The organism is Aquiluna borgnonia (assembly GCF_013283855.1).
GTDB lineage: Bacteria > Actinomycetota > Actinomycetes > Actinomycetales > Microbacteriaceae > Aquiluna > Aquiluna borgnonia.
Genome location: NZ_CP054056.1, coordinates 1,072,385 through 1,096,343, shown reverse-complemented (window position 1 = coordinate 1,096,343; position 23,959 = coordinate 1,072,385). Strand labels below are relative to the sequence as shown.

The following is a 23,959-nucleotide window of genomic DNA, read 5'->3' as shown; positions in this document are numbered from 1 at the left end:
AAACTCCCTCTCAGAAGGGCTTTCTAAGGCTCTAAATCAAGGGAGTTGCTGGCGGAGAATGGGGGATTCGAAGGCACCTACTTAGGTTATTCATTAACCACTAATCCCGAGATTAGCAAGCTAACGGCAACCAGGTGCTGTTCCCTTGTACCAACTTTTGTAATCTGTGTCCAGTAGCGTGCGGTGACTGGCAGCTCTTGTGCGCTGGGATTGCGCGAGCCGAGGCTCACTATAGATTTCGTTCTTCTAGCTGAAGTTCTAGCGTTAGAAGTGAAGCCAGCCCATCCGTAGTTGAGCGCAAGTATTGCACTGAAGGTCGCTATTACTCGCTCCTCAGGTTGTTTGCTTGCACCCAGTTCTCGGAGGAGAGTCTCTCCAGTCATGCGAACATTGCGTCCCGGGTCTGGATTCTCCATTAGCAAGGATATTGCCCACGGATTCGCCTGAAGTGTTTGCAGGTGGCTAGATGCCCAAGATAACACTCGTTCTTCCCAGGTTTCACCCACGGGATTCAGTGGCATTTCTTCCATGACTCGATCAATAAGCGCCAGAACCAGGCTCTGTTTGTTTGGAAAGTGTCTGTAAAGAGCCATAGGGGAACAGTTCAATTTATCTGCAACGAAACGAATAGAAAGAGTTTGACCTTCCGCCACAATCCTTAGGGCCGTGTCGAGAATCAGCTCCTCGGAAAGAGAATTTCTTGCCCTTCGTTTTGGCACTTGCAATTCCTTAGTTGATGCCATAGTTTACATTGTACACTATAAAAAGGTTGTTCATGAGCTTCACTCAATTACTGTTTCGCTGGGTACCGACATTCCTAGCCTTCCCACTCGGAGGTCTGCTAGCCACACTTGCATTCGGGCCAATTAGGGACCCTCTCGCCGCTGCGGTCTCTGGGGCAAACGTAGGGGCTTTGCTTGGAGTTGCCCAGTGGTGGGCGCTAAGACCATTGCGCCTGACCTTTGATTGGGTTTGGACCACAGCTCTTGCTCTCATGATTGCCAGTCCAATTGCCTGGGCGCTAATCAATTTTTCAACGACGATCGTAGACCTAACCATCTGGGGGCTAATTACGGGGTCGATCGTTGGTTTTGCCCAATCGTCGAGTCAACGCAATCCTCTTCGAGTGAATCTCATGTGGTCTGGAATCGTGAGTGTTGCCTGGGGTGGAGCATGGTTCATCAGTGCAAATGTGATTGTGGATGCTGATGCGAACTATGCCATCTTTGGCTCAACGGGCGCAATCGTGGCAACTTCCGCAATGGCATTTTTTGTTAATCGACTCTTGGCTAGAAAGGAAAAATCCTGATGTTGACCTTGGTTGTAGGTCTCCTTCTAATATTCGTCCCAATACTCTTCAACTGGACTTTCGCATCACTAGCAAAGCAGTTTGAGTATCCCGAAATTCTTAGACAGCCGACTGAAATTGTGCTTGCAATATTCCGTGCTGGCGGATCTCGCCTAGTCAAAACCTGGTGGCTATTCGCGATGTCAGCCTTGCTGTTTGGATTAGTTGCGGTGTTGGTGGCATTCATCCTCGAAATTGAAACTTGGCTTATCGCACTGATTGCCTCCTTGGGGCTATTGGCATCTCTCACTCAGTTCTTAGGCCTCGTTAGGTGGCCGTTCATGGTGCCTCATCTGGCACGTGAGGCTGAGAATGCAGACGATCAGAAGCTTCAGACGATCGACCTGATCTTCCAGTCGTTCAATCGATACCTCGGCGTCGCAGTGGGTGAACACCTTGGCTATCTGTTCACGGGTATCTGGACTGCCACATTGGGTGGAGCATTGATTACTTTGAATTCTGAAACGCATTTCGGTTGGTATCTGGCATCCGGCATCGCAGGTGTTCTTATTGGCCTGCTTCTAGTGCTCTGTTCCTTTGAATTCGTGGGAAAAAACGAACCCGACGGTTGGTCGCTAGCAGGAGCAATAACCCCGTTCGTCTATGTCGCGTGGTCGCTCTGGCTAGTTGTATTAGGTGTCTCAATTTTGATTGGTGAGATAGCGGGATAGCGGCACGTGCACGGCAAATGATGAAATGCCGGAGAATGAAGGATTCGTACTACCGCTCTCTTGCCCGCCTGAATACTGGGTTAGGGTGTGCCAAATCACTTTCTACGCCATCTTTCTACGCCATCAGGACTCACGGATAATCGCATTTTCAAGAGGCAGGGTAGGGGTGGGCTCTATCCGACAGGAACAAATCCCTTGTCTAGCTCCCAAAGGCGAATCGGCGAGTATTGGATGAACCAAAACTGTAGATCCTTGTCAAGCCCAAGAATCACTGCGATTCCAACAAGGATGAAAATTACCCCGAGAACTTTCTTGAAGTTGCCATCCGGGTTCGCTAGCCAGCGTGCTTTACCCATTACTTTTTGTCCGAGTAGGGAGATGACTAGAAGTGTCCCGCAGAGTCCAATCGCGTAGGCAACAAGCAAAACCATCCCCTCTCCGAAAGAAGCCGGAAGCACGGTGACAATCACATAGAGATATAGAGGGGAGCAGGAGCTAAACACCGGACCCAGAGCACTACCGGTGAGGATAGCCCCAAGGGTTCCGCCTCTTTCACGAGCTGCTACGAACTGCTTATTGCTATTGGTTTGAAGCGAAAGTCTGGCTGAGGCTTTATCCCATACTTTCGGGAAAACTGACACAGCTCCAAGGGCAATAAGAATTACTCCACTGAGCCACTGCCAAGCGGTTGGCGGGATATCCATCAAGGCAGTGGTTGCCCTAAGTAAAAGAGTGAACAAGATGACTGATGCACCAAGTGATGCCGTAATTAGGTAGGCGCGCCTTCTCGCCTCGACGGATGGTTTACCCAGCGATCCCCCGACAATAATTGGCAGCAGAGGCAAAACACACGGAGCCAGGGTTGTCAGTACCCCCGCAATCAATGCGCCAAGAATTAGCATCAGGAGAGCTGCGCCACAATTTGATCAACAGTCACGCTACCTGACCACTTGCCCAAGGGTTCTCCGGAACTGTCTATCTCTATAAAAGTGTGCTGGACGGTCACGCCGTACTTCTTTCTGAGTTCGATGGAATCATCAAAATCCACCACGACTATTGCCAAATCCTGCGGTATCTCGCCAAGGCTTGCCTCTATGTTCTCTCTGGCTTGCTGACAAGTTGAGCACCAGACCGCATTGAAAAACAGAACAACCTTTGAATCTGAGTATTTATCTCCGGAGGTGACAAAGCTTTCGTAGGAAATGAAATCCCCAGCTGATTCATTGATTGTTTCTGCAGCACTTGGTGTCTCAGACATTGAGTTATCAGGCTCGTTGTTTGTAGCAACAGGTCCAGCAGCCGCACAGGATACTAGTAGCAGAGTGGTTAGCCCCAGTGTGAAAACTGTAAGAAACTTGGATTGGCTTTTGTTCATGGATTGGATCTACCCTTCTGTTGAAAATTGGTTTGGGATTCTCCGCCGGCGGCAATGTCCACTAGCTGTTGAGCGAGCTTTCTTGCAGTTGCAACCTGAGAGCGACTCGGGTTCAGCTTGCAGCTAGTGAAGGCACCGTCGTAAACCAGCATTAGCTGCGGAACAACTCCTTTAGGAGCCACTTTGGAAAAGTAGCTCTCAACTGCCTTGCGATACTTCGTCACTTCCACTCGAACCCATTCGCTGGAAGGCAGCTCGGTCAGAGCGTTAGTGAAAGGGCAACCGAAGAACTCACCGTTGATTACTGACTTCTCTAGTAAATCAAATGGGATAGCCAGCATCATTCCCTGATCTTCAATAGCCCGGGCGAGGCTTGATTCAAACTCAAGTCGGATTCGCTCTAGATACTTCGCAACGAGTTCTTCTTTGCTAGCGAAGTTGTTATAAAGACTCGCCTTGGCGATGCCCGCCTCGGCGATGATCAGGTCGATTCCGGTGGAGTTCACCCCGCGCCTGTAGAACAACTCAGTGGCGGTATCTAGGATCTTTTCTCTTGCAGACATGACTTGACAATACCAGACAGGTCTGTATAGTAAAACTAGACAAATCTGTCTACCTACTGAATTCTAAGGAGTTTTCTTGTCCAATAAAGTCGCAGTCTTCATTTATGAGCCAATTACCGGAGACTTGTCCCGTGCCTACCGCGGTCTAAAAACCGCCCTGGAATTTGTCAAGGCTGGCGACGAAGTTGCAGTTGTTTTTGACGGATCGGGTGTTGAAACCTTAGCCGCTGTAAGCGACCCTTCCAGCAAGCTCAACCCAATTCTTCAGGCAATCAAGTCAAGCGTTGAGGGAGCATGCTCTTTTTGCTCCACTTCGCACAGCGTCAAGGACGCCATCGTAGACGCGGGCTATCCGCTACTAACCGACTTTGAAGGCGAAGCTTCGGTTAGAAAGTTTGTATCTGCCGGCTACACCATTTTGAACTTCTAACCCGCAAACTACCAAAGGAGAAAACAATGATCAAGGTCTATTCACAGCCTGGCTGCCACGCTTGCGAGGACACCAAGGCATACCTGACCAGAAATAGCGTTGAGTTCACCGATGTAGACATTACAAAGTCTCCATCCGCTCTAGAAGAGTTAGCAAGGCTTGGTTCGCAGAGCACCCCGACAGTCGTGACTGAAGACGAGTTCTGGATTGGACATCGAGTCGACAAGTTAGCCAAGCTGCACGCCTAAGCCCCCAGCGATCGGCTAAAACTAAATCCCCCAAACAGACATCACTTTCTAAAAGCTATGTCTGTTTGGGGGATTCGGGCTTGATCTGCGTGACCAATAGATTCACGGTCGTGGGACTGAGTCCGGATTTGGCGGAGAATGGGGGATTCGAACCCCCGAGGGCTTGCACCCAACACGCTTTCCAAGCGTGCGCCATAGGCCACTAGGCGAATTCTCCGTGGGACAGCTTAGCCCAATTGAGCGCTCGGTGCCGAACGGGAAATTTGCGGAACCGCAACGTCCTGAATGTGTTGCTCTTATTTGCGAGTTCAACTGTTTCCAATCCGTAATCTTTGACAGGAAGTGCTTTGGAGCGCGAAGTGTTTTCTAATCAATGAAGCTGACCCTGAAAAAAGACACTGACTTCGCCTCAATCTATGCCAAGGCAAGAATTGCTGCCCCCGAGGCCTTCGGGGAACATTCCCCCAGAAATCTGATTGACGGTGAATGGTCTTCGGCTGGAAGATCGATCTCTCACTTCAGCCCGATTGACGGTTCTCAAATTGTTGGCCCGGCCATGTTGAACCTGCAGCAGGTGCAGGATGCTGTTCATCAGTCGGTGAAGCAGGATGCCCAGTGGTCCAAGACTTCGCTCGAGGAGCGCAAGATTAGAGTCTCAAAGGCCTTGGAGCTGCTGAGTGAGCACAGGGATTTGCTGGCTCAGTTGATTATTTGGGAAATCGGAAAGCCTTGGAAGCTGGCCTGTGCGGATGTTGATCGAGCGATTGAAGGTGTGCAGTGGTACCTCGGTGAAATCGACCGCCAGATGACCGGGCGTACACCGCTCCCCGGTCCGGTCTCTAACATTGCGAGCTGGAACTACCCGCTGAGTGTGCTGGTGCATGCGGAGTTGGTGCAGTTGCTGGCTGGTAACGCTGTGATAGCCAAGACCCCAACCCAGGGTGGGTTTCACTCCCTAACCCTGGCCCACGCACTTATGGCCAGGGCGGGGTTGCCGGTTACTTTGGTCTCAGGTTCTGGATCGGAACTTGCGCCCGCCCTGGTGAGTTCGCCGGAACTGGGCGCATTGGCGTTCGTGGGTGGCCGGAACAATGGAAGAGCCGCAGCCAGCTCACTGAAGTCGCTGGCTAAGCGTCACATTTTGGAGCAGGAGGGGCTGAACTCCTGGGGTGTCTGGAACTACAGCAACTGGGATGAGCTTGCGGCCCACCTGACCAAGGGGTTTGAGTATGCCAAACAGCGCTGCACCGCATACCCGCGGTACGTGGTGCAGCGAAGGCTCTTCCCTGAGTTCTTGCAGATGTACCAGTCAGTCCTGGGTTCTTTGAAATTCGGACATCCGCTTGCGGTGGAAAACGAAACTGATGACTACCCCGATCTGCACTTTGGACCGGTTATATCTGCCAAGAAAGCGGCTGAGCTGCGACAGGCATTTGATGAGGCTGTCGATCGAGGTGGGATACCTCTCTATAGGAGCTCGCTTTCCAGCGGTAGGTTCTTGGAGGGCCAAGACCAATCTGCATATGTGGCACCCATGACCGTACTGGATCCTCCCAAGGCCTGGTCCATCCACCACTCTGAGCCATTTGGTCCGCTTGATTCAATCGTTCTGGTGGACACTGAAGCTGAGTTGATCTCAGCCATGAACGTCTCAAATGGAAACTTGGTTAGCTCAGTTGCGAGCGATGACGCTGCCTTCGCCGCCAGGGTTAAAGAGGAGTCTCAGGCCTTTAAGTTTGGAGTCAACAAGCCCCGTTCCCGCGGTGACAAGGCGGAAATCTTTGGCGGGCGAGGAGCTAGCTGGCGGGGCGCTTTTGTGGGAGGCGACCTTTTGGTCCAATCTGTCACAGAGGGAGACGGTCCGCTCTACGGCAACTTCGGAGACGGTTCGAGGTATCCAGAGGTGGCCTAAAACCACAGCCAAGATTTCCCAGAATCCACAGTTCCTAGTTCTAGTGTTGAGGCATGAGCAAATTCAACAGGGCTGAGATTTCCCTGGCCCCAGACATCGCAACATTCTCTTGGACCGTGGCGAGCCCGCGTGCTCAACTCCTGCTGCAGCATGGGCTTGGTGAGTATTCCGAGCGCTACGTCGAGCAGTACAGCAGCCTTATCCCAAGACTCAATGAGCTCGATATCGATGTTTATGCCTTTGACCTTCCCGGTCACGGCAAAAGCGCAGGGGAGCGGGGCCTGATTGATTTGCAGGTCGCAGTTTGGCTGCACCTCAAAGCACGAGAAATCTTAGTTGCCAACAACCTCCCGACAGTCCTCTACGGTCACTCCCTGGGAGGTTTGATTACCGCGGGAAGTTTAAATCGCAATGCCGCCAACGTTGCGGCTGCTGTGATTGGCAGCTCTGCCCTTCACTTGCCCTCGCAGGGTTGGGAGCGTGCGTTATCCCAAGCTCTGGGCAAGCTCTTGCCAAATGCCCCGATGCCGCTTCCAAGGCCAGGGCTGGAAGCACTCAGTCGCGTTCAGGCCGTGGTCGATGCGGCCGCCAAAGACCCGATGTTTTTCCAAGGTAAAGCTAAGAACCTGGTTGCAAAGAGTGTGATTGAGGTTTCAGATGAGGTGTGGGGAAACACTGGAAATTGGAAGGTGCCTACTCTGATCATGCACGGCACCGCCGACACCTCGACCGATCACCGCGCCAGCGTCCGGTTGGCCGAGGAGATTGCTTCAGTTGATAAAGATCTGAAGCTTTATGAGGGCGCCTACCACGAGCTGCTAAATGACACTGTGAGGGATCAAGCGGTATCGGACCTCCTGGATTGGCTTCTCGCCAGGGTTTAGTTTCATTTCTGGAACGAATAGACTTCTGTGCGACTCCCCGTGTGGCGTCATCTTGGCTAATCCCCCAGGACCGAGAGGTAGCAAGGGTACCTGAGCTCTGGCGGGTGCACGGGGGGTCCCTTTATTTCCGGGAAGCAGTCTCAGTGGTTTGAGTTTCTATTTATTGGACTGAGGAGAATAAATAAAACTTACCCCCGCTAATCGGAAAATGATCAGTTTCATGTCGGGCCCCTGGGGACGACTGCTGCGCGGTGGTATGGGTGCACTCCTAGTCACAATCGCCTTGGTTGGGATGGGCTGGAGTCTTGCTTGGTTGCCGTTGGGACTGTTCATGATTGGGACAGCGGTGATGAACTACTGTCCTGCCGGACTGATGTTCCCGGAGTGGAAAAAGCAGGAGCAGATTCTCAAATCCATGCCCTCATACAACCTAAAGAAATAACCCTCCACAGCTTGTAAATAAAGTCTGGGCGAGCAATTAGGCTAACTGCGTGAGTACCGCCCTCTACCGCAGATATCGCCCGGAATCCTTTTCCGAGCTGATTGGTCAAACCCAGGTAGTTGAGCCGCTGATGTCAGCCCTCCGCGCCGATCGGGTAAACCACGCCTATCTCTTTTCCGGTCCGAGAGGTTGTGGAAAAACCACCTCGGCTCGCATTTTGGCGCGCTGCCTCAACTGTGCCGAGGGGCCAACCGACACCCCGTGCGGCAAGTGCCCATCGTGTGTTGATCTTGCTCGAGGTGGCTCGGGCTCACTCGATGTCGTCGAGATTGATGCAGCAAGTCACAACGGTGTTGACGATGCCCGTGACTTGCGAGAGCGGGCTATTTTTGCGCCAGCCCGAGACCGATACAAAATCTTCATCCTGGACGAAGCACACATGGTTACCACCCAAGGCTTCAACGCTCTGCTAAAGATCGTTGAAGAGCCACCGGCCCACGTTAAGTTCATTTTCGCTACCACAGAGCCAGACAAGGTGATTGGCACAATTCGCTCAAGAACCCATCACTACCCGTTTCGATTGGTTCCGCCGGGCGAACTCCTCGAATACCTCACCTCACTGCTGGAAACCGAGGGCTACTCGGCTGAGGGTGGCGTGATGCCTTTGGTCGTTCGTGCCTCAGGCGGCTCGGTTCGCGATGCGCTGAGCCTGCTGGATCAATTGATTGCAGGCAGTGACTCCAAAGAGATTTCCTATCAGCGCGCAGTAAACCTGCTTGGTTTCACCCACGACCAGCTGATGAGCGAGGTCATTGACGCATTTAGTGAGATTGACCCTGCCAAGGCCTTCTCGGCGGTGGACAAGGTGATTCAATCGGGTCAGGACGCCAGGCGCTTCCTGGAGGATCTGCTGGAGCGCATCAGAGATCTGATGCTGGTCTCCTCGCTGGGCGATGGAGCAAGGGCCATCCTGCGAGGGCTAGGTCCCGAACAGTTTGATTTGCTCACGATTCAGGCAAACCGATTTGGACTAAATCAGCTAACCGCTACCGCCGAAGCTACCGCTCGAGCACTCAGTGATACGTCTGCTGCCTCAAACCCAAGGTTGCAGCTTGAGCTGCTCTGCGCCAGGGTGCTAGCTCCTGCCATAGAGGCCCCGGTAATCCGCAAGGCCCAACCGGCAGCAGCAAATGTGACCAGTGAGGCTGCCGCCCCTGCTGCAAAGCCGACTCAAACTCCTGCCGCCTCTGTGGCTGCTCCCGCCCCCGTTCAGAAACCGGTAGCTGCGGCCGCTGAGGCCTCAACCTCTGGTTTCAAAAATGGCTGGGGTGAGATTCTTGATGCCCTTGCAAAGAAGTCTCGTTCGGCCTGGGCAGTTGCCTTCACCACAAAGGTTTTGGACTACCAAGACGAGGTGTTGACCTTGTTGTTCCAGTCTCAGCGTGACGTCGATGCCTTCAAGAACTCGCAGGGTGCTTCTGAGGTGCTGCGGACGGTCATCAAGGATAAATACGGCGTGATAGTGAAATACCGCGCCAAGGTTGCCGATCAGGTTCCTACCGTCGTTTCCGCTCCGGTAATCGAACCCACCCCTGAGGAGGAGTTCGTTACTCCCGAGGAGATTGAGGCCCAGGAACCTAAGACCGAGGTTATCGTTCAGCCCATTCAGGAAGATGAACAGGCCGGCGAATTCTTCTTGCGAGAGGTGCTCGGAGCAACTCCAATCAAGGGTGATCAAGACTGATGTATGACGGCATAGTTCAGGACCTAATTGACGAGCTCGGACGACTCCCGGGGGTGGGCCCAAAGTCCGCTCAGCGAATCGCCTTTTACCTCATTGAAACAGACAATGACAGCGCTTCAAAGCTTGCTGCTGTGATTCGAGAGGCCAAAGAGAAGGTTCGGTTCTGCGAGGTTTGCGGCAACGTTTCCGAGGGAACTAAGTGCGGCATTTGCTCTGACCCTAAGCGCGAGCTTTCGGTGATCTGCGTGGTTGAGGAGTCAAAGGACATAAACGCCATTGAGCGCACCAGGGAGTTCCGCGGTCTCTACCATGTGCTCGGCGGGGCCATCTCCCCAATTTCAGGCATTGGTCCGGATCAGCTTCGCATCAAAGACCTAATGAAGCGGCTGGCCGATCCTGGGATCCGCGAGGTGATTCTCGCCACTAACCCAAATCTCGAGGGTGAGGCGACTGCGACCTACCTAACCAGATTGCTGGGCGCCATGGAGATTTCGGTCACCAAGCTGGCATCCGGCCTACCGGTGGGTGGCGATTTGGAATACGCGGACGATATGACTTTGGGTCGAGCCTTTGAGGGAAGGCGCCGAGTCAACTAGAATTGGCGGACATGCCGCAAGGCAAATCCCCCCTGTTTCCAAGGAGCGCCCCTTGGCACTAATCGTGCAAAAATTCGGTGGGTCTTCCGTCTCTGACGCCGAGAAGATCAAACATGTCGCTGCTCGCGTCCTCAAGACTCAGGCTGAAGGCAACCAGGTTGTTGTCGTAGTCTCGGCCATGGGTGACACCACCGATGAGCTAATCGATTTGGCCAACTCAGTTTCCTCAAACCGCGGAAACCGCGAGATGGACATGCTGTTGACCGCGGGAGAGCGCATCTCGATGTCTGTGCTGGCCATGGCCATTCAGGAAATGGGCGGTAGGGCAAAGTCTTTCACCGGTTACCAGGCTGGAATTTCGACTGATTCCAACCACGGCAGCGCACGAATTTCCAAAATCGAACCAACCAGAATCAAAGAGACCTTGGCCGACGGCGAGATTGCAATTGTCGCTGGTTTTCAGGGCTTCTCATTCCAAACCGGTGATGTCACAACTCTTGGTCGCGGCGGTTCTGACACCACTGCGGTTGCGTTGGCAGCGGCACTCAATGCTGATGTCTGCGAGATTTACTCAGATGTTGATGGTGTCTACACCGCAGACCCCAGAGTCGTCCCCAGGGCTCACAAGCTGGCCCAGATTGACATCGATTCGATGCTCGAGCTCTCTAGCTCCGGAGCCAAGATTCTTTACATTCGAGCAGTAGAGTTTGCGCGGCGCCACCAGGTTCCGCTTCGGGTTCGTTCAACTTTTAGCCTTGACCCGGGCACCCTTGTTTACACCAACCAGCCAGGAGATGACGTGGAAGAGCCAATTGTTTCAGGCGTAGCAGCAGACGATACCCAGTCCAAGATCACCGTTATCGGTTTGCCAGACCGTCCCGGCAAAGCAGCTGAGATCTTCCAGATCGTTGCCGAAGCCGGGGCCAACATCGACATGATCGTCCAGAACGTCTCCACCACCGAGAATCACCTATCGGACATTTCCTTCACCCTGATCCACTCAGACCGCCCCAAGGTGGTCGAGGCGCTAAAGGCCAAGCAGGATGAGGTTGGTTTCCAGTCCATCTCCTACGACGATGAAATCGGCAAGCTTTCAATTGTCGGAGCGGGTATGAAGACTTCCTCTGGTGTTTCTGCCAAGCTCTTCGGCGCTCTCGCTCGCGCAGGCATCAACATCGAAATGATTTCAACCTCCGAGATTCGCATCTCTGTTGTAACCAGAGCTGACCAGCTCAAGGAGGCCACTAGGGTAATTCACACCGCCTTTGAGCTCGACTCCGCCGACACGGCGATCGTTTACGCCGGAACCGGAAGGTAATTAGATGTCAAAGCCAAACCTTGCCCTTGTTGGTGCAACCGGTGCCGTCGGCACCGTGATGATCGACATCATCAACTCGAGGGAAAACATCTGGGGAGAGATTCGCCTGATTGCTTCGCCTCGCTCCGCTGGAAAGCAGATTATGGTTCACGGGCAACCGAGCACGGTTGTCGCGCTTAGCGAGGAGGCCTTTGACGGCATCGACATCGCGATGTTTGATGTGCCAGATGAGGTCTCTGAGGTTTGGGCTCCGATAGCAGCTGCCAAGGGTGTGGTCTGCGTTGATAACTCCGCAGCTTTCCGAATGAACCCCGAGGTTCCTCTGGTGGTTCCCGAGGTAAACCCCTTTGCTGCCAAGAGCAGGCCACTGGGAATTATTGCTAACCCAAACTGCACCACGCTCACAATGATGGCTGCAATCGGTGCACTTCACCGCAAGTGGAAACTGACTGAACTGGTGGTCTCCTCCTACCAGGCGGTCTCGGGAGCGGGTGCGCCGGGAATTGAAAGATTGCAGCAGGAGATCGCTGCGGTTGCCAAAAATGCTGAGGCAGGGCTGGCAACCAACAACGTTTCTGCAACCCTCGCAGAATCAGGAGTTATCCAATCAGACTCACCATGGCCAGTGCCTATTGCGCTAAACGTGATTCCACTGGCTGGCTCTATGAAGGCGGATGGCCACTCGTCGGAGGAGCTTAAGGTTCGCAATGAGAGCCGCAAGATTCTTGGAATTAAGGACCTCAAGGTCGCAGCCACCTGCGTTCGAGTTCCGGTGCAGGTGTCCCACTCGCTGGCTGTCCACGCCACCTTTGCCAATCCGCTGAGTGTCGATGAGGTTCGGGCAGAGCTTGAGAAACAGCCAACCGTTGTTGTGATGGATGATCCAGCCAATGGAGTGTTTCCAACTCCTGCCCACGTAGTCGGTCAGGACCCGACATTTGTTGGTCGTATTCGCCAGACCGAGGATTTCCCAAACTCGATCGATTTGTTTGTGGTCGGGGATAACCTCCGCAAGGGCGCAGCCCTAAACACCTACGAGATTGCTCAGTTGGTTGCCGAGGAGCTTGCCTAATTCAAGGTGAGCAGTGTTGCGCTGGGCGGACAAAAAACCCTCAGCGGAGCATGAATTGAGCAGCCAATACCACCAGAGACGTGGGCGAGAATTTCTCGCTCGCCAAACTTCCAGCCGCTGAGGCCCTGGGCGTATTTGGTTGGCAAGTCGCAGTTTGTGACTAGGGCCTTTTGGCCCGGCAGGCAAACCTGACCGCCGTGGGTGTGACCGGCAAACGCCACAGCGGCTCCGTTTTTGGCAAAGGCCTCCAGCACCCGAAGGTATGGGGCGTGGGCGACGGCTAAAACCAAGTCGGAGTCTTTGGTTTCCTCTTTCTGGAGGGTTAGCGATTCAAGATCATCCAGGTTCTCATGAGGGTCATCGAGGCCTAGAAAGCCGATTTGGCTGCCGGCTACCTCCAATGTCCCGGATTGGTTGTTGAGACCCAGCCATCCTGCGGCTTTGAGGGCCTCAGTGAAACTTGCTGTGTCAAGATCGCGCTCCTCGCGCACCTTGGAGGGGCCCAAAAAATAGCCCAGTGGGTTTCTCGGTTGTGGTGCACGGTAGTCATTGGAGCCGTTCACAAAGACACCCGGAAATTTCAACAGGGGAGCCAGGGCATTTAGGGTCGGGCCTATTGCATCTTCGTGCCCGAGGCTGTCTCCGGTGTTCACCACAAGGTCAGGTTTCAGCTCAGCCAACTCTTTGAGAAAGTTCGCCTTTGCGTTCTGCCCTGGCGCAAAGTGAAGGTCAGAAATGTGCAGAATGCGCAAGGGTTTGCCAATGCCTACCGAGAGCTCAATGTGCTTGGTGTGAAACGGACCTGCGTTAGTTGCTAGCCACATTTATTTGGGATTAGCACGATTGCGCTGTTCGCCGCGATTTCGCTTCCAGCAGCTGGCAGGGTTCCAAAAGCCAAACCATCGGCGATGTTTGGATCGCAGTTTTCAATCTGTGACTGGCTAGCCTGAGGGAGGGAGACTGTTAGCCCCATGGATTCGAGGGCGGTTTGGGCAACGCTCAGTTCAAGCCCCTTGACACTCGGCACAACAGCCTTTCCGCCTGCCGAGATGTAGACGTTGATGATGGTTCCGCGCGGGACAATCTCACCCTGCTCAGGAATTGTGTATGCGACTGTTCCAGCCGGTTGAGAGCTTGCGACTTCCCTGGGTGCAACGGCAACATTGAGCTCACCGGTAATCAGAGTCGCCTTGGCGGAATCCAAGTCGAATCCTTGAATTTGTGGAACCGGAAGCATGGTCGCAGAGGTGTAGCGGGGTAGGGCATCTGGGAACTTAGATCCCTCGTAGCGCTGGTTGACCTCGCTCATGATTGCTTTCCAGATCGAGTGTCGAATGGTTGACACAGCTCGACCATCGACGGATTTTCCCGACTGCGAGGTCAAGCCCGAAACGTTTCCGACCCAGGTTGCCGTCGCGACCTTCGTCGAGAAGCCGTTCATCCAGGTGTGAATTCGGTTGTCAGTGGTTCCAGTTTTACCGGCAAGCGGGGTGCCGTCTCCGGGGTTTGCAGCGGCACCGGTGCCACCGGAAACCACGCCCTTCATGGCGTCAATCATGGCGTGGGCGATCTCAGGCTGAACAGCCTGATTGCAGATGGTTTTTGGAATCTCGAGTTCTTCGCCGGTTTTCCGCAGCACGACTCGGTCTAGTGCAACGGGGGAGCAGGCCAAGCCGTTATTTGAGATTCCCGCGTAGGCTGCCGCCATAGTTAGCGGAGCAATCTCGTTTGTGCCAAGGATTGTGGCGGGAACGTAAAGTAGCTCCTCACCGTCGGCTCGGTGCACACCAAATGCTGCTGCGGTGTCCCTGATTGCGCAGAGGTCAAGCTTCGAGGCCATGGCGGCGAATGCGGTGTTCTGGGAGGTGACAACGGCCTGGCGAATTGAAATGTCGTCAATTGTCTTATCGCCCGAGTTGTTTACTTCCCAAAGCCCGACCACGCCACCGCAGCTGGCCCGGAAGTCCTTCTCGACATTCCAGATTTTTACCTCATCTGGCAGTCCGTCCAAGTCAATGTCTTCGCCGGTGTAGATGCGGCCATCAACGTGGTCGCCCAGGGTGTAACCGTTCTTGAGCCACTCCGCAAGGGTGAACACCTTGTAGGTGGAGCCTGGCTGGAAGCCAGACGAACCACCATACGGCTTGTCAGTATTGAAGTTCACAGAGGTGCGGCCGGCTTCTGGGTTTTCTGACTGGTCAAAGTAGCGGTTTTGCACCATGGCCAGTACACGGCCGGTCCCAACCTCAACAGAAACCGATGCCGTTCCAAAAGCCCACTCATTCTCAGGAGGCAACATCTCCATGGTTGCCTGGTAGGCCGCTTCTTGAACATCTAGGTCCAGGGTGGTGTAAATCTCTAAGCCACCGCGGCGCAAAAGCATTTCACGCTCTTCGGGCGTGACGCCAAATTCTGGGGCGTTTCTGATGGTCCACACGGTGTAGTCACAAAAGAATGCCGTGGTCTGGTTGGCTTCGCAGCCCTGCTGAGTCTTGGTGATTTTGGTTTGAATGGGCGAAGCCTTGTAGCCATCGGCCTGCTCCTGAGTGATGTACCCCTCATCTGCCATGGCCTGGATTACGTAGTTACGTCTTCCGATGCCGCGCTCAAGGTTTTCAGACTCGTCTGGCTTGTAGTCGTTCGGGGATTTCAGCATTGCTGCAATGTAGGCAGCCTGCGGCACGTTTAGCTTCTTCGCGGGAATCCCAAAGTAGTACTGGCTCGCAGTTTCAACGCCGTTGATCTGATTTCCAAGGAACACCAGGTTTAGGTATCCGGCAAGAATTTCCTTCTTGGAAACTTCGTTCTCAAGCGCAATCGCCAGTCGAATCTCGCGCAATTTTCTGGCCACCGAAACCTCGGTGGCGGCGGCAATTGCCTCGGCATCGTTGGTGAGGTTTGCGGCCTCAACCTGGGACTGCCTCACGTACTGCATGGTGATGGTTGAGGCGCCCGGCCCCTCACCAAAAGTTGCCAGGTTAGTTAGAGTGGCTCGAAGCAGTGAAATTATGTCTACACCGCCGTGCTCGTAGAACCTGGGATCTTCAACCGCTACCACGGCATTGATTAGGTTCTCGGACATCTCCTCAAATGGAATCTCCACGCGGTTTTCGTGGAAGAAGTCCGCCATCTTTACCGGCTTACCATCGCGCAGAGCATAGATAACCGATGCCTGAGAAGCGTTGACCGGTTTGATGTAGGCGGGGAGTCCTTCAAATGCACCAACTCCAGTAGTTGCAGCAACGCCAGCAACCGCCGCGAGCGGAGCCAGAATTGCAACCGAGAGCACACCGGCAATGGCACTGAACAATCCAAATTTGAGTAGGTTTGTCAGCGCGGAAGAACTTTTCTTTCCGGACATAGACTCTAGGTTACCTGCCAAACCCTGAAACGGAGCTGAAAATGACCAAGTGGGAGTACGTTACAACCCCTCTTTTGCTGCACAAAGAAACTCAAATTTTGAACACCTGGGGCGCTCAGGGTTGGGAACTGGTTCAGGTCATTACAGGCCCCCAGGGTGGCCTAATTGCATTCTTCAAAAAGGCGGTGGAGTAATTGAGCGCAGAGGCAAAACTCGCTGAGCTTGGACTCGAGCTCCCGCCGGTCGCAACTCCTGCCGGCGCATATGTGCCGGCAGTAATCTCAGGAAATCTAGTCTTCACCGCCGGCCAGATTCCCCTGGTGAATGGTCAGCTGATGGCCACGGGAAAAGTGGGCGCCGAGATCACCCCGGAATACGGAAAAGAGATTGCGCAGCGCTGTGCGCTGAACGCAATCGCTGCCGTAAAGGCTGCCATCGGTGACCTTGAGCGAGTCAGGCGAATCGTGAAGGTGGTCGGCTTTGTAGCTTCAACCCCAGATTTCACCGGTCAGCCCGGTGTGGTCAATGGGGCCTCCGAACTGCTCGGAGCTGTGTTTGGGGAAGCTGGCTCACACGCCAGAAGCGCAGTGGGAGTTGCTGTCCTTCCGCTGGATGCACCGGTTGAGGTTGAGCTAATAGTTGAGTTTGAGTAGCAAATAAAAATCCCCCTCCGACTTTGACGGTCGGCGGGGGATTTTTGTTTTTGCTAGTCGTTTGCTCCCGCAGAAATACGGCCGGTTATGGTGTCCATTACCGAGGTGTCAGCCAAGGTCGTGACGTCTCCAATGGGGCGATCTTCAGCTACATCGCGCAGCAGGCGACGCATGATTTTGCCGGATCGAGTTTTGGGAAGTTCAGCAACCACAAAAATGGTTCTGGGCTTTGCGATTGGTCCAATCTCCTTGGCCACGTGATCGCGCAACACCTTAGAGGTGTCGAGGTCACTGCCGACCTCAGCCTCCGAGGAGCGCTTGAGGATCACGAATGCCACGACGGCCTGACCGGTGGTCTCGTCCTTGGCGCCAACCACCGCTGCCTCAGCAACAAACGGGTGGGAAACCAGTGCGGACTCAATCTCGGCGGTGGAGAGTCTGTGACCTGAGACGTTCATCACGTCATCAACTCGGCCAAGCAGCCAAATGTCGCCGTCCTCATCAAATTTCGCACCATCGCCAGCAAAGTACTTGCCGTCAAATTTTGACCAGTAGGTCTCTTTGTAGCGCTCTGGGTCTCCCCAAATCCCGCGAAGCATCGAGGGCCAGGGTTCGGTGATGGTCAGCAGACCGCCGTGGCCATTGCCCACCGGAGCACCATCGTCATCAAGGATCTTGATCTCAACACCGGGAAGGGCCACCTGGGCGCTGCCCGGTTTGGTGGCGGTGACTCCCGGTAGCGGAGAAATCATGATTGCTCCGGTTTCGGTCTGCCACCAGGTGTCCACAATTGGAGCCTTGTTGGATCCGATTACCTCGCGGTACCACATCCAAGCCTCGGGGTTGATTGGCTCTCCCACGCTGCCGAGCACCCTGATGGAGCTGAGGTCGTAGTGGGTCGTAACGCTGCGACCGATCTTCATGAAGCTGCGAATTGCGGTTGGGGCGGTGTAGAGGATGTTCACGTGATACTTCTGAACGATGTCCCACCAGCGACCCCAGTCCGGGGTGTCTGGTGTGCCCTCGTAGATCACCTGAGTGGCTCCGTTAGCCATGGGGCCGTAGGCCACATATGTGTGACCGGTGATCCAACCGATGTCAGCCGTGCACCAGTAAACATCCTGTCCCTCGTGCAGGTCGAAGACGTTTTTGTGGGTGTAGCTCGCCTGGGTTAGGTAGCCGCCAGTGGTGTGCAGGATTCCCTTGGGCTTACCGGTGGTGCCTGAGGTGTAGAGAATAAACAGCGGGTGCTCGGCGTTGAAGCCTTGGGCCTCGTGCTCGCGATCAACGAGGTTGAGCTCTTCCTCCCACCACAGGTCGCGGTCCTTCACCCAGGAGACTTCGCCCCCGGTGCGCTTGACCACCAGAACTTTTTCAACCGAGGGGCAACGGTTATCAGCGAGTGCCTCATCTACCGCAGGCTTTAGCGCACTCGCTTTACCTTTGCGGTAGCCACCGTCCGCGGTGATAACAACCTTGGCTTCGGCGTCTTGAATCCTCGAAGCTAATGAGTCTGCTGAGAAACCGCCAAAGACTACCGAGTGGACTGCGCCCACTCGAGCCACGGCCTGCATGGCAATTACGGCCTCGGGAATCATGGGCATGTAAATGGCAACTCGATCTCCGGGCTGAACGCCAAGTTTGATCAGCAGGTTGGCTGCCTTCTTAACCTCGATTAGCAGGTCGAGATAGGTGTAAACCTTTGAGTCGCCCGGCTCACCCTCAAAGAAAAGAGCAATTCGTTTTCCCCAGCCAGCTTCAACGTGACGGTCTAAACAGTTGTAACTGACGTTGAGCTCACCGTCGTGGAACCACTTTGCGAAGGGAGCGTTTGACCAGTCCAAAATTTGAGTGAAAGGCTTGTGCCAGTGGAGTTTGCGGCCCTGATCGGCCCAAAACTCTAACCTGTCCTCTTTGGCTTTCTCGTAAAGCCTTGGCCTTGCGACAGCAGTTTCAATAAATTCTTTGCTTGGCTCGAAACGCCTTGTTTCGTGCAGCAAATTAGCAATTTCATGCTCAACAGACATCATTGTCCTCCAGATGTTGACCGTTGAACATAATGCCAGATTTGAAGAAGACAAATTTCATTCCTTGTTTGGTTTTTGATAATTAATCATCGAAATTCTCCATTTGGGGGACAAATGGTCGGTTTTCCACGTAAAATCTTTTTACTGACTTAGGTCAGTTTTGCGTCTGTCGCGTCCCCCCATGCGGCAGGCGCCCGCCGGCAGGTTTCCCCCAAACCTGCCGGCCCTTTCTTTTTCCACAGATTTGTTTTCCCTCGGGTCTCAAAGTGACTTCCTAAGCAACCCTTGCGGAATGGAAATAGCACTGGACCAGCGTTGGCAAACCCTGCTGGCCAAGCCCGGCCTCACCGACCTTGTGCTCAATGGAGCCTCGCACTGCTACGCCGATACCGGTTCGGGTCTGATGAGAACGCGTTCGAGCTTTGAGACCGATGCCGAGCTAACCCAAGCTTTGATTGAGCTTGGCTTTCAAACCGGAAATCGCATCGATATGTCCCGCCCCATTTCCGACTTCACAATCGGAAGGCATCGATTTCACGCAGCCTTACCTTTTGGGGTGAGCACCAGGCCACTGGTCTCGATTCGCTGCCACGCCGGGAAAAAGATCACCTTGGAAAATCTGGTTTCTGCGGACATGATCTCAGGTTCCGAAAAGGATTTTCTCGTTTCCGAGCTTGCAAACAAGAGCAACATCGCCGTATGCGGCGCCACCTCCAGCGGCAAGACCACACTGGTTGGTGCGCTATTGGCGCAGTTGAGCGAGAGGGTGATTTGTCTTGAGCAAGTTCCAGAACTTTACCTTGAAGCTCCTGCCATCCGACTAACCGAGCGGGTTGCCAACCAGGAGGGGCTTGGCGCGGTGAGCCTAAATCAGCTGGTGATCGAAGCCCTGCGCATGCGACCTGATCGATTGGTGGTGGGCGAGGTGCGCGGAGCAGAGTTTGGAGTGCTGTTACAAGCCATGAACAATGGGCACCGCGGCACCATGACCACGCTGCACGTTCGAGATTTGGACTCTCTCCCGGCTCGGCTCCAGATGCTGGGTCGACTCTCAGGTCTCTCACCGGAACTGACAACCGAATTGGTCACCAGCTCCTTTGACCTGGTGCTTCAACTCGACCGTGTCGACGGGGCTCGACGTCTGGTTGAAATTGGCCGCTTTACCGGTGAAGGCTATGAGATTCAGCGGGTGAGACCATGAGCTCACTCGGCAAATTCATCGCGCTGGTTGAGGCTGGAGTCCCCGTTTCCCAGTCGCTCAAGCTGAGCCCGCTACCGGAGGGTGAAATTTCAAATCTTGTTCTTGAAAGTGTCGAGCTAGGCGCCCCGCTGTCCAAAGTAGGAGCAGCGCTGGTTGATTTTGAAATCGAATTATCAAGATTCGAGGGTGAGCTTGAGCAGGCAAATGCTGTGCCCTTGGCTACCCGCAAATTACTGCTGTGGTTGCCAGCGTTTTCAATCCTGCTGGGCCAGTTCTCTGGCTTTCAAACCATCCCAGCCTTGTTTACGCCGGTCGGTTTGATAGCCGGGTTGCTGGCCGGGGGTCTAATTTTGCTGGGCATTCGGTGGTCTGGTCGGATGCTTCTACCACTGAGGCAAAAGCGCAGCCATCCAGCCATGGGGCTGATGCGCCTAAGCCTTGCGATTCAAAGCGGCCAGCCACTGCGCGCCGGTGCCTCGGCACTGGGTTCTGAGGCGGCCGAGCTAATTGAGCTTTCGAGGACCAGCGGAGCACCCCTTGGGCGTTTGATTGAAAGTGAAATTCAGCTGACCTCCGCTAGGGCAATCCAACAGATTATTTCGCAGGCTCGTCAGCTAAGCATCTCGCTGCTGGTTCCCATGGCGGTAACGGTGCTGCCTGCTTTTCTAATTCTCACAGTCGTCCCGATGTTCATTGGCATCGGGTTCTAACAAACAAAGAAAGGAACACAAAATGAGCAGCAACACTCTAGAGACACAACCGAACCTTATGAAATCTGAGGAGGGAGCCATCACGGCCGAGTACGCAATTGCAACCCTGGGCGGCGTGGCATTCGCCGGTCTACTCGTGCTGGTGATGCGCAGCGATGCAGTCAAGGACATTCTGTTCGGTTTGATCGCGAGGGCACTTGGACTTCAGTGAAGATCGAGGTGCGGTCACAGCGGAGTTCATGCTGCTGTTCCCCACGGTGATCGTGGCTCTAGCTGGAGCACTGACCGTGTTCCAGCTGGGCCTTGATCGGCTTGAACTCAGTCGACTCGCGTTTTTTCAGGCCAGGTCACTGGCGATTGGAGGCGAACTCTCTTCTGTTGAAGGGGTGCGATTTACCCCAAGTGACGACGGGAGAATGCTGTGCGTTGAGGCGACCAAAACCTCACTCTTTAGATTGTCGGAGAGCGGATGCTACCTAAAGCACGGAAGTTAGATTCTGGTTTTGCCACGGTGGCAACCGTACTCATCGCGGGCCTTACCACCTGGGGGATATCCTCAGTGGGTTTCGCCCTTGACTTCGCATACAAAGCCCAAAAGATTCAGCTGGTGGCAGATGCCACTGCCCTGATTGCAAGCGAATCTGCGGTCGGGCTTATTGCCGGATTCGGCTGTGAGAGTGCCGAGGCTTTTGCCGGTGAATTTGACTTAGCGCTTGACACATGTCGTATTGTCGGTTTCGGTGCCAAGGTTTCTCTGTCTCAGACCCACCTTTTATATGAGTTGAGCGCAGCGGCATCGGCCAGTCCGGAATAAACCTATATAAGGAGTGCATTTGCCCAAGCGTCTTGTGATTGTTGAATCACCAGCTAAGGCCAAGACCATCGCCAAGTACCTTGGCAGTGATTTTGAGGTGTTGGCTTCGGTGGGGCACATCCGTGACCTGGCAGATCCTAAAGAGGTTCCCGCCGAAAAGAAAAAGGGCCCGGTAGGTAAATTCTCAATTGATGTGGACAACGACTTTTTGCCCTACTACGTGGTCTCCCCGGGGAAATCCAAAACCGTCAGCGACCTAAAAGCCGCTATGAAGAGTGCCGAAGAGCTTTACCTAGCGACCGATGAAGACCGCGAGGGTGAAGCAATAGCCTGGCACCTGTTGGAAGTTTTGAAACCAAAAATTCCAGTGCGCCGAATGGTGTTCAACGAAATCACCAAGGAGGCCATCCAGGCTGCCGCTAACAACACCAGGGCACTCAATGAGGATCTGGTGCAAGCCCAGGAGACCAGACGCGTTGTCGACCGCCTGGTTGGCTACGAGATTTCGCCCGTGCTTTGGCGAAAAATAAACCGTGGCCTGTCAGCCGGCCGCGTTCAGTCCCCGGCCATTCGCATGATTGTGCAACGCGAACGGGAGCGAATGGCTTTCGTCACAGCCTCCTACGCAAGCGTTACCGTGGGTCTGTCAAAGGATGAAATTGGATTCGAGGCAAAGCTAACTGCCGTCTCCGGAAAGCGTTTGGCCACCGGCAAGAGTTTTGATGAGGGCGGAAGGTTGAACCAGGATGCCCTGGTGCTGTCCGTCGAGTTGGCGGACTCCATCGCCAAGGGTCTACCGGGAAGTGCTCTTCGCGTCCAAAGTGTTGAGGCCAAGCCGTCCACTAGAAAGCCCTACGCCCCCTTTACCACCTCTACGTTGCAGCAGGAGGCATCGCGCAAGCTCGGCATGAGCGCTAAGCAGGCGATGGACACAGCACAGCAGCTTTATCAAGAGGGTTACATCACCTACATGAGAACCGACTCACCGAGTCTTTCGCAGCAGGCAATATCGGCAGCTCGTGCTGCCGGAGCTGAATTATTTGGAAAAGAGCTGGTTGCTGACGCCCCCAGACTTTACGGTTCAAAGTCGAAAAATGCCCAGGAGGCGCACGAGGCAGTTAGACCTTCCGGTGAGGTATTCAAGCACCCGAGTGAACTCGCTGGCCTGCTGCACGGTCGTTCACTCGCCCTCTACGAACTGATTTGGCGACGCACAGTGGCCTCTCAAATGGCAGACGCCAAACTTTCCACCACATCGGTGAAATTTTCAGCTGAACAGGGAGGTCAGGTCCTGGAGTTATCCGCCAGCGGCACGACCGTAACCTATAAAGGTTTTCTCGCGGTCTATGACGAGACCCGAGAGGATGAGTCTGAAGAGCAAGCCAAGCTGCCAAACCTCGCCGATGGTGATGAGCTGACTGCCCTCACAGCCGAATCCAAATCACACCAGACCCAGCCCCCGGCTCGCTACACCGAGGCTTCCCTGGTGAAGGCGCTTGAGGAGCAGGGGATTGGTAGACCTTCGACTTACGCCGCGATCATTTCCACCATCTTGTCCAAGGGTTACGTTGTCAAGCGCGGCAGTGCTCTAGTTCCTGAGTGGATTGCATTTACCGTTACAAGGTTCCTCGAGGAGAATTTTGCCGATCTGGTGGACTACGAGTTCACCGCCAAGATGGAAGAGGACCTGGACCGTATTGCCCTGGGAGAGCTAGAGCGCTCCACCTGGCTCAAAGACTTTTATTTCTCTGAAAACGGACTGAAGTCGACCGTGGAATCCCTCGGTGAATCAGACCCTAGATCCATTAATAGTTTTGACATCGGTGAGGGTATTCAGTTACGAACCGGAAAATATGGCCCTTACCTTGAGGTGCTCGAGGGTGAAGACCGAAAGATCGTAAACATTCCTGAGGGGTTGACTCCAGACGAGCTCACCCACGCAAAGGCCATTGAGCTAATCAACACACCTGCGGCAGAGGACAGGGTGCTTGGAAAAGAGCCGAGCTCAGGCCTTGACATCATTGTCAAGGATGGTCGATACGGCGCTTACGTAACACTGGTTGACGAGGGAAACCCAAAACCTAAGACTGCTTCGCTTTTCAAGAGCATGTCCGTCACCACTGTGACTCTCGAGCAGGCACTTGAGCTACTTTCACTGCCGCGGGTTTTGGGAACTGATCCAGAAACCGGCTCTGAAATTACCGCTCAGAACGGCAAATACGGACCTTATCTGAAGCGTGGCAATGACTCTCGCTCGCTCGCGAGCGAGGAGGAGATATTCAGTCTCAGCCTTGACCAGGCGATTGAAATTTACAAACAGCCCAAATACGGCGCTCGCCGAACCGCCAGCACTCCGCTGCGGGAATTTGGTGAGGATCCAGCTTCTGGAAAGCCCGTGGTGGCAAAGACTGGACAGTTTGGAAACTACGTCACCGACGGTGTAATCAACGCCACCGTTCCAAAGGACGAGCCATTGGAAGAGCTATCCAATGACCGCGCCTTTGAGCTGTTGGCTATTCGTCGTGAGAAGCTAGGGGTTGCGCCGGGAGAGGCGCCAAAGACTAGCAAAACCACTAGGAAAAAGCGCTGA

25 protein-coding genes, 1 tRNA gene, 1 other RNA gene and 1 pseudogene are annotated in these 23,959 nt (G+C 54.2%); 20 read left to right on the top strand and 8 right to left on the bottom strand.

From position 1 onward, the window contains the following. Positions 1 to 86 precede the first annotated feature (86 nt). Positions 87 to 743 (bottom strand): TetR/AcrR family transcriptional regulator, encoded by a 657-nt coding sequence (locus tag HRU87_RS05670; protein ID WP_173493950.1) that lies wholly within the window; start codon positions 741 to 743, stop codon positions 87 to 89. Positions 744 to 775: 32 nt separating this feature from the next. Here HRU87_RS05670 and HRU87_RS05665 point away from each other — a divergent pair, with 32 nt between their 5' ends. Beyond that, the gene (locus HRU87_RS05665) at positions 776 to 1,309 is read left to right on the top strand and encodes a hypothetical protein (protein ID WP_173493949.1); all 534 of its coding nucleotides are present in this window, start codon (positions 776 to 778) and stop codon (positions 1,307 to 1,309) included. Continuing rightward, positions 1,309 to 2,019, top strand: a complete 711-nt coding sequence (locus HRU87_RS05660) for a DUF4386 family protein (protein ID WP_173493948.1) — start codon at positions 1,309 to 1,311, stop codon at positions 2,017 to 2,019. Before HRU87_RS05665 ends, HRU87_RS05660 begins: the two co-directional genes overlap by 1 nt. Positions 2,020 to 2,192: 173 nt before the next feature. Here HRU87_RS05660 and HRU87_RS05655 read toward each other — a convergent pair whose 3' ends face one another. The 3 genes from HRU87_RS05655 to HRU87_RS05645 form a co-directional block, all read right to left on the bottom strand. Further along, positions 2,193 to 2,921: a cytochrome c biogenesis CcdA family protein gene (locus tag HRU87_RS05655; RefSeq protein WP_246247229.1), complete on the bottom strand. Its 729-nt coding sequence runs from the start codon at positions 2,919 to 2,921 to the stop codon at positions 2,193 to 2,195. Further along, positions 2,921 to 3,277: a thioredoxin family protein gene (locus tag HRU87_RS05650; RefSeq protein WP_173493947.1), complete on the bottom strand. Its 357-nt coding sequence runs from the start codon at positions 3,275 to 3,277 to the stop codon at positions 2,921 to 2,923. The genes HRU87_RS05655 and HRU87_RS05650 overlap by 1 nt, the downstream gene beginning before the upstream one ends. Before the next feature lie 113 nt (positions 3,278 to 3,390). Next, entirely contained in the window at positions 3,391 to 3,957 is a 567-nt protein-coding gene (locus tag HRU87_RS05645) for a TetR/AcrR family transcriptional regulator (RefSeq protein ID WP_173493946.1), read from the bottom strand. Positions 3,958 to 4,033: 76 nt separating this feature from the next. Between HRU87_RS05645 and HRU87_RS05640 the strand changes: the two genes are divergently transcribed. Together HRU87_RS05640 and HRU87_RS05635 are read left to right on the top strand one after the other, a co-directional pair. Further along, positions 4,034 to 4,387 carry a sulfur reduction protein DsrE gene (locus HRU87_RS05640; RefSeq protein WP_173493945.1) on the top strand — a complete coding sequence of 118 codons (354 nt, stop codon included), beginning with the start codon at positions 4,034 to 4,036 and terminating at the stop codon, positions 4,385 to 4,387. Between the two features lie 26 nt (positions 4,388 to 4,413). Further along, positions 4,414 to 4,635: a glutaredoxin family protein gene (locus tag HRU87_RS05635; protein ID WP_173493944.1), complete on the top strand. Its 222-nt coding sequence runs from the start codon at positions 4,414 to 4,416 to the stop codon at positions 4,633 to 4,635. Positions 4,636 to 4,764: 129 nt separating this feature from the next. Here the strand turns inward: HRU87_RS05635 and HRU87_RS05630 are convergent. After that, positions 4,765 to 4,852: transfer RNA gene (locus HRU87_RS05630), tRNA-Ser, on the bottom strand. 156 nt (positions 4,853 to 5,008) lie between these two features. Here HRU87_RS05630 and HRU87_RS05625 point away from each other — a divergent pair. The 8 genes and pseudogenes from HRU87_RS05625 (at position 5,009) to HRU87_RS05590 (ending at position 12,603) form a co-directional block, all read left to right on the top strand. Continuing rightward, positions 5,009 to 6,547 (top strand): aldehyde dehydrogenase family protein, encoded by a 1,539-nt coding sequence (locus HRU87_RS05625; RefSeq protein WP_173493943.1) that lies wholly within the window; start codon positions 5,009 to 5,011, stop codon positions 6,545 to 6,547. 53 nt (positions 6,548 to 6,600) lie between these two features. Continuing rightward, entirely contained in the window at positions 6,601 to 7,431 is an 831-nt protein-coding gene (locus HRU87_RS05620; protein ID WP_173493942.1) for an alpha/beta fold hydrolase, read from the top strand. Positions 7,432 to 7,459: 28 nt separating this feature from the next. Next, positions 7,460 to 7,555: signal recognition particle sRNA small type (ffs, locus tag HRU87_RS05615), an RNA gene on the top strand. Between the two features lie 84 nt (positions 7,556 to 7,639). Next, entirely contained in the window at positions 7,640 to 7,873 is a 234-nt protein-coding gene (locus tag HRU87_RS05610) for a YgaP family membrane protein (RefSeq protein ID WP_173493941.1), read from the top strand. A 49-nt stretch (positions 7,874 to 7,922) separates the two neighbouring features. Further along, a pseudogene (dnaX, locus tag HRU87_RS05605) lies at positions 7,923 to 9,335 on the top strand (DNA polymerase III subunit gamma/tau); the annotation flags it as partial. A 281-nt stretch (positions 9,336 to 9,616) separates the two neighbouring features. Next, positions 9,617 to 10,213, top strand: coding sequence for a recombination mediator RecR (recR, locus tag HRU87_RS05600; protein ID WP_173493939.1), 597 nt, complete (start codon positions 9,617 to 9,619; stop codon positions 10,211 to 10,213). Positions 10,214 to 10,265: 52 nt separating this feature from the next. Continuing rightward, the gene (locus tag HRU87_RS05595) at positions 10,266 to 11,531 is read left to right on the top strand and encodes an aspartate kinase (RefSeq protein WP_173493938.1); all 1,266 of its coding nucleotides are present in this window, start codon (positions 10,266 to 10,268) and stop codon (positions 11,529 to 11,531) included. A gap of 4 nt (positions 11,532 to 11,535) precedes the next feature. Then, positions 11,536 to 12,603 carry an aspartate-semialdehyde dehydrogenase gene (locus tag HRU87_RS05590; RefSeq protein WP_173493937.1) on the top strand — a complete coding sequence of 356 codons (1,068 nt, stop codon included), beginning with the start codon at positions 11,536 to 11,538 and terminating at the stop codon, positions 12,601 to 12,603. On the opposite strand, the gene HRU87_RS05585 is transcribed toward HRU87_RS05590, so the two are convergent. Both HRU87_RS05585 and HRU87_RS05580 read right to left on the bottom strand, forming a co-directional pair. Continuing rightward, complete coding sequence (locus HRU87_RS05585; protein ID WP_173493936.1) at positions 12,600 to 13,427, bottom strand: metallophosphoesterase; 828 nt, start codon at positions 13,425 to 13,427, stop codon at positions 12,600 to 12,602. The two genes, HRU87_RS05590 and HRU87_RS05585, sit on opposite strands and share 4 nt — an antisense overlap. Beyond that, positions 13,418 to 15,964, bottom strand: coding sequence for a transglycosylase domain-containing protein (locus HRU87_RS05580; RefSeq protein WP_173493935.1), 2,547 nt, complete (start codon positions 15,962 to 15,964; stop codon positions 13,418 to 13,420). Before HRU87_RS05580 ends, HRU87_RS05585 begins: the two co-directional genes overlap by 10 nt. A 41-nt stretch (positions 15,965 to 16,005) precedes the next feature. On the opposite strand from HRU87_RS05580, the gene sp36 reads away from it, so the two are divergent. Together sp36 and HRU87_RS05570 are read left to right on the top strand one after the other, a co-directional pair. Continuing rightward, positions 16,006 to 16,158, top strand: coding sequence for a Sp36 family protein (gene sp36 / locus HRU87_RS05575; protein WP_173493934.1), 153 nt, complete (start codon positions 16,006 to 16,008; stop codon positions 16,156 to 16,158). Beyond that, positions 16,159 to 16,617, top strand: a complete 459-nt coding sequence (locus HRU87_RS05570; protein ID WP_173493933.1) for a RidA family protein — start codon at positions 16,159 to 16,161, stop codon at positions 16,615 to 16,617. 53 nt (positions 16,618 to 16,670) lie between these two features. On the opposite strand, the gene acs is transcribed toward HRU87_RS05570, so the two are convergent. Then, positions 16,671 to 18,644 (bottom strand): acetate--CoA ligase, encoded by a 1,974-nt coding sequence (acs, locus tag HRU87_RS05565; protein WP_173493932.1) that lies wholly within the window; start codon positions 18,642 to 18,644, stop codon positions 16,671 to 16,673. 292 nt (positions 18,645 to 18,936) lie between these two features. Here acs and HRU87_RS05560 point away from each other — a divergent pair, with 292 nt between their 5' ends. Genes HRU87_RS05560 through topA form a run of 6 tightly spaced genes read left to right on the top strand, consistent with a single transcriptional unit; the run spans position 18,937 to position 23,959 of the window. Further along, positions 18,937 to 19,845, top strand: coding sequence for a TadA family conjugal transfer-associated ATPase (locus tag HRU87_RS05560; protein ID WP_173493931.1), 909 nt, complete (start codon positions 18,937 to 18,939; stop codon positions 19,843 to 19,845). Then, positions 19,842 to 20,555 carry a hypothetical protein gene (locus tag HRU87_RS05555; protein ID WP_173493930.1) on the top strand — a complete coding sequence of 238 codons (714 nt, stop codon included), beginning with the start codon at positions 19,842 to 19,844 and terminating at the stop codon, positions 20,553 to 20,555. The genes HRU87_RS05560 and HRU87_RS05555 overlap by 4 nt, the downstream gene beginning before the upstream one ends. Positions 20,556 to 20,577: 22 nt before the next feature. Beyond that, positions 20,578 to 20,766 carry a DUF4244 domain-containing protein gene (locus HRU87_RS05550; RefSeq protein ID WP_173493929.1) on the top strand — a complete coding sequence of 63 codons (189 nt, stop codon included), beginning with the start codon at positions 20,578 to 20,580 and terminating at the stop codon, positions 20,764 to 20,766. Further along, a complete protein-coding gene (locus tag HRU87_RS05545) occupies positions 20,753 to 21,049 on the top strand; it encodes a hypothetical protein (protein ID WP_173493928.1) in 297 nt (98 codons plus the stop codon). The genes HRU87_RS05550 and HRU87_RS05545 overlap by 14 nt, the downstream gene beginning before the upstream one ends. Positions 21,050 to 21,066: 17 nt before the next feature. Continuing rightward, positions 21,067 to 21,369: a hypothetical protein gene (locus tag HRU87_RS05540; protein WP_173493927.1), complete on the top strand. Its 303-nt coding sequence runs from the start codon at positions 21,067 to 21,069 to the stop codon at positions 21,367 to 21,369. Positions 21,370 to 21,388: 19 nt separating this feature from the next. Continuing rightward, positions 21,389 to 23,959, top strand: a complete 2,571-nt coding sequence (gene topA, locus HRU87_RS05535) for a type I DNA topoisomerase (RefSeq protein WP_173493926.1) — start codon at positions 21,389 to 21,391, stop codon at positions 23,957 to 23,959.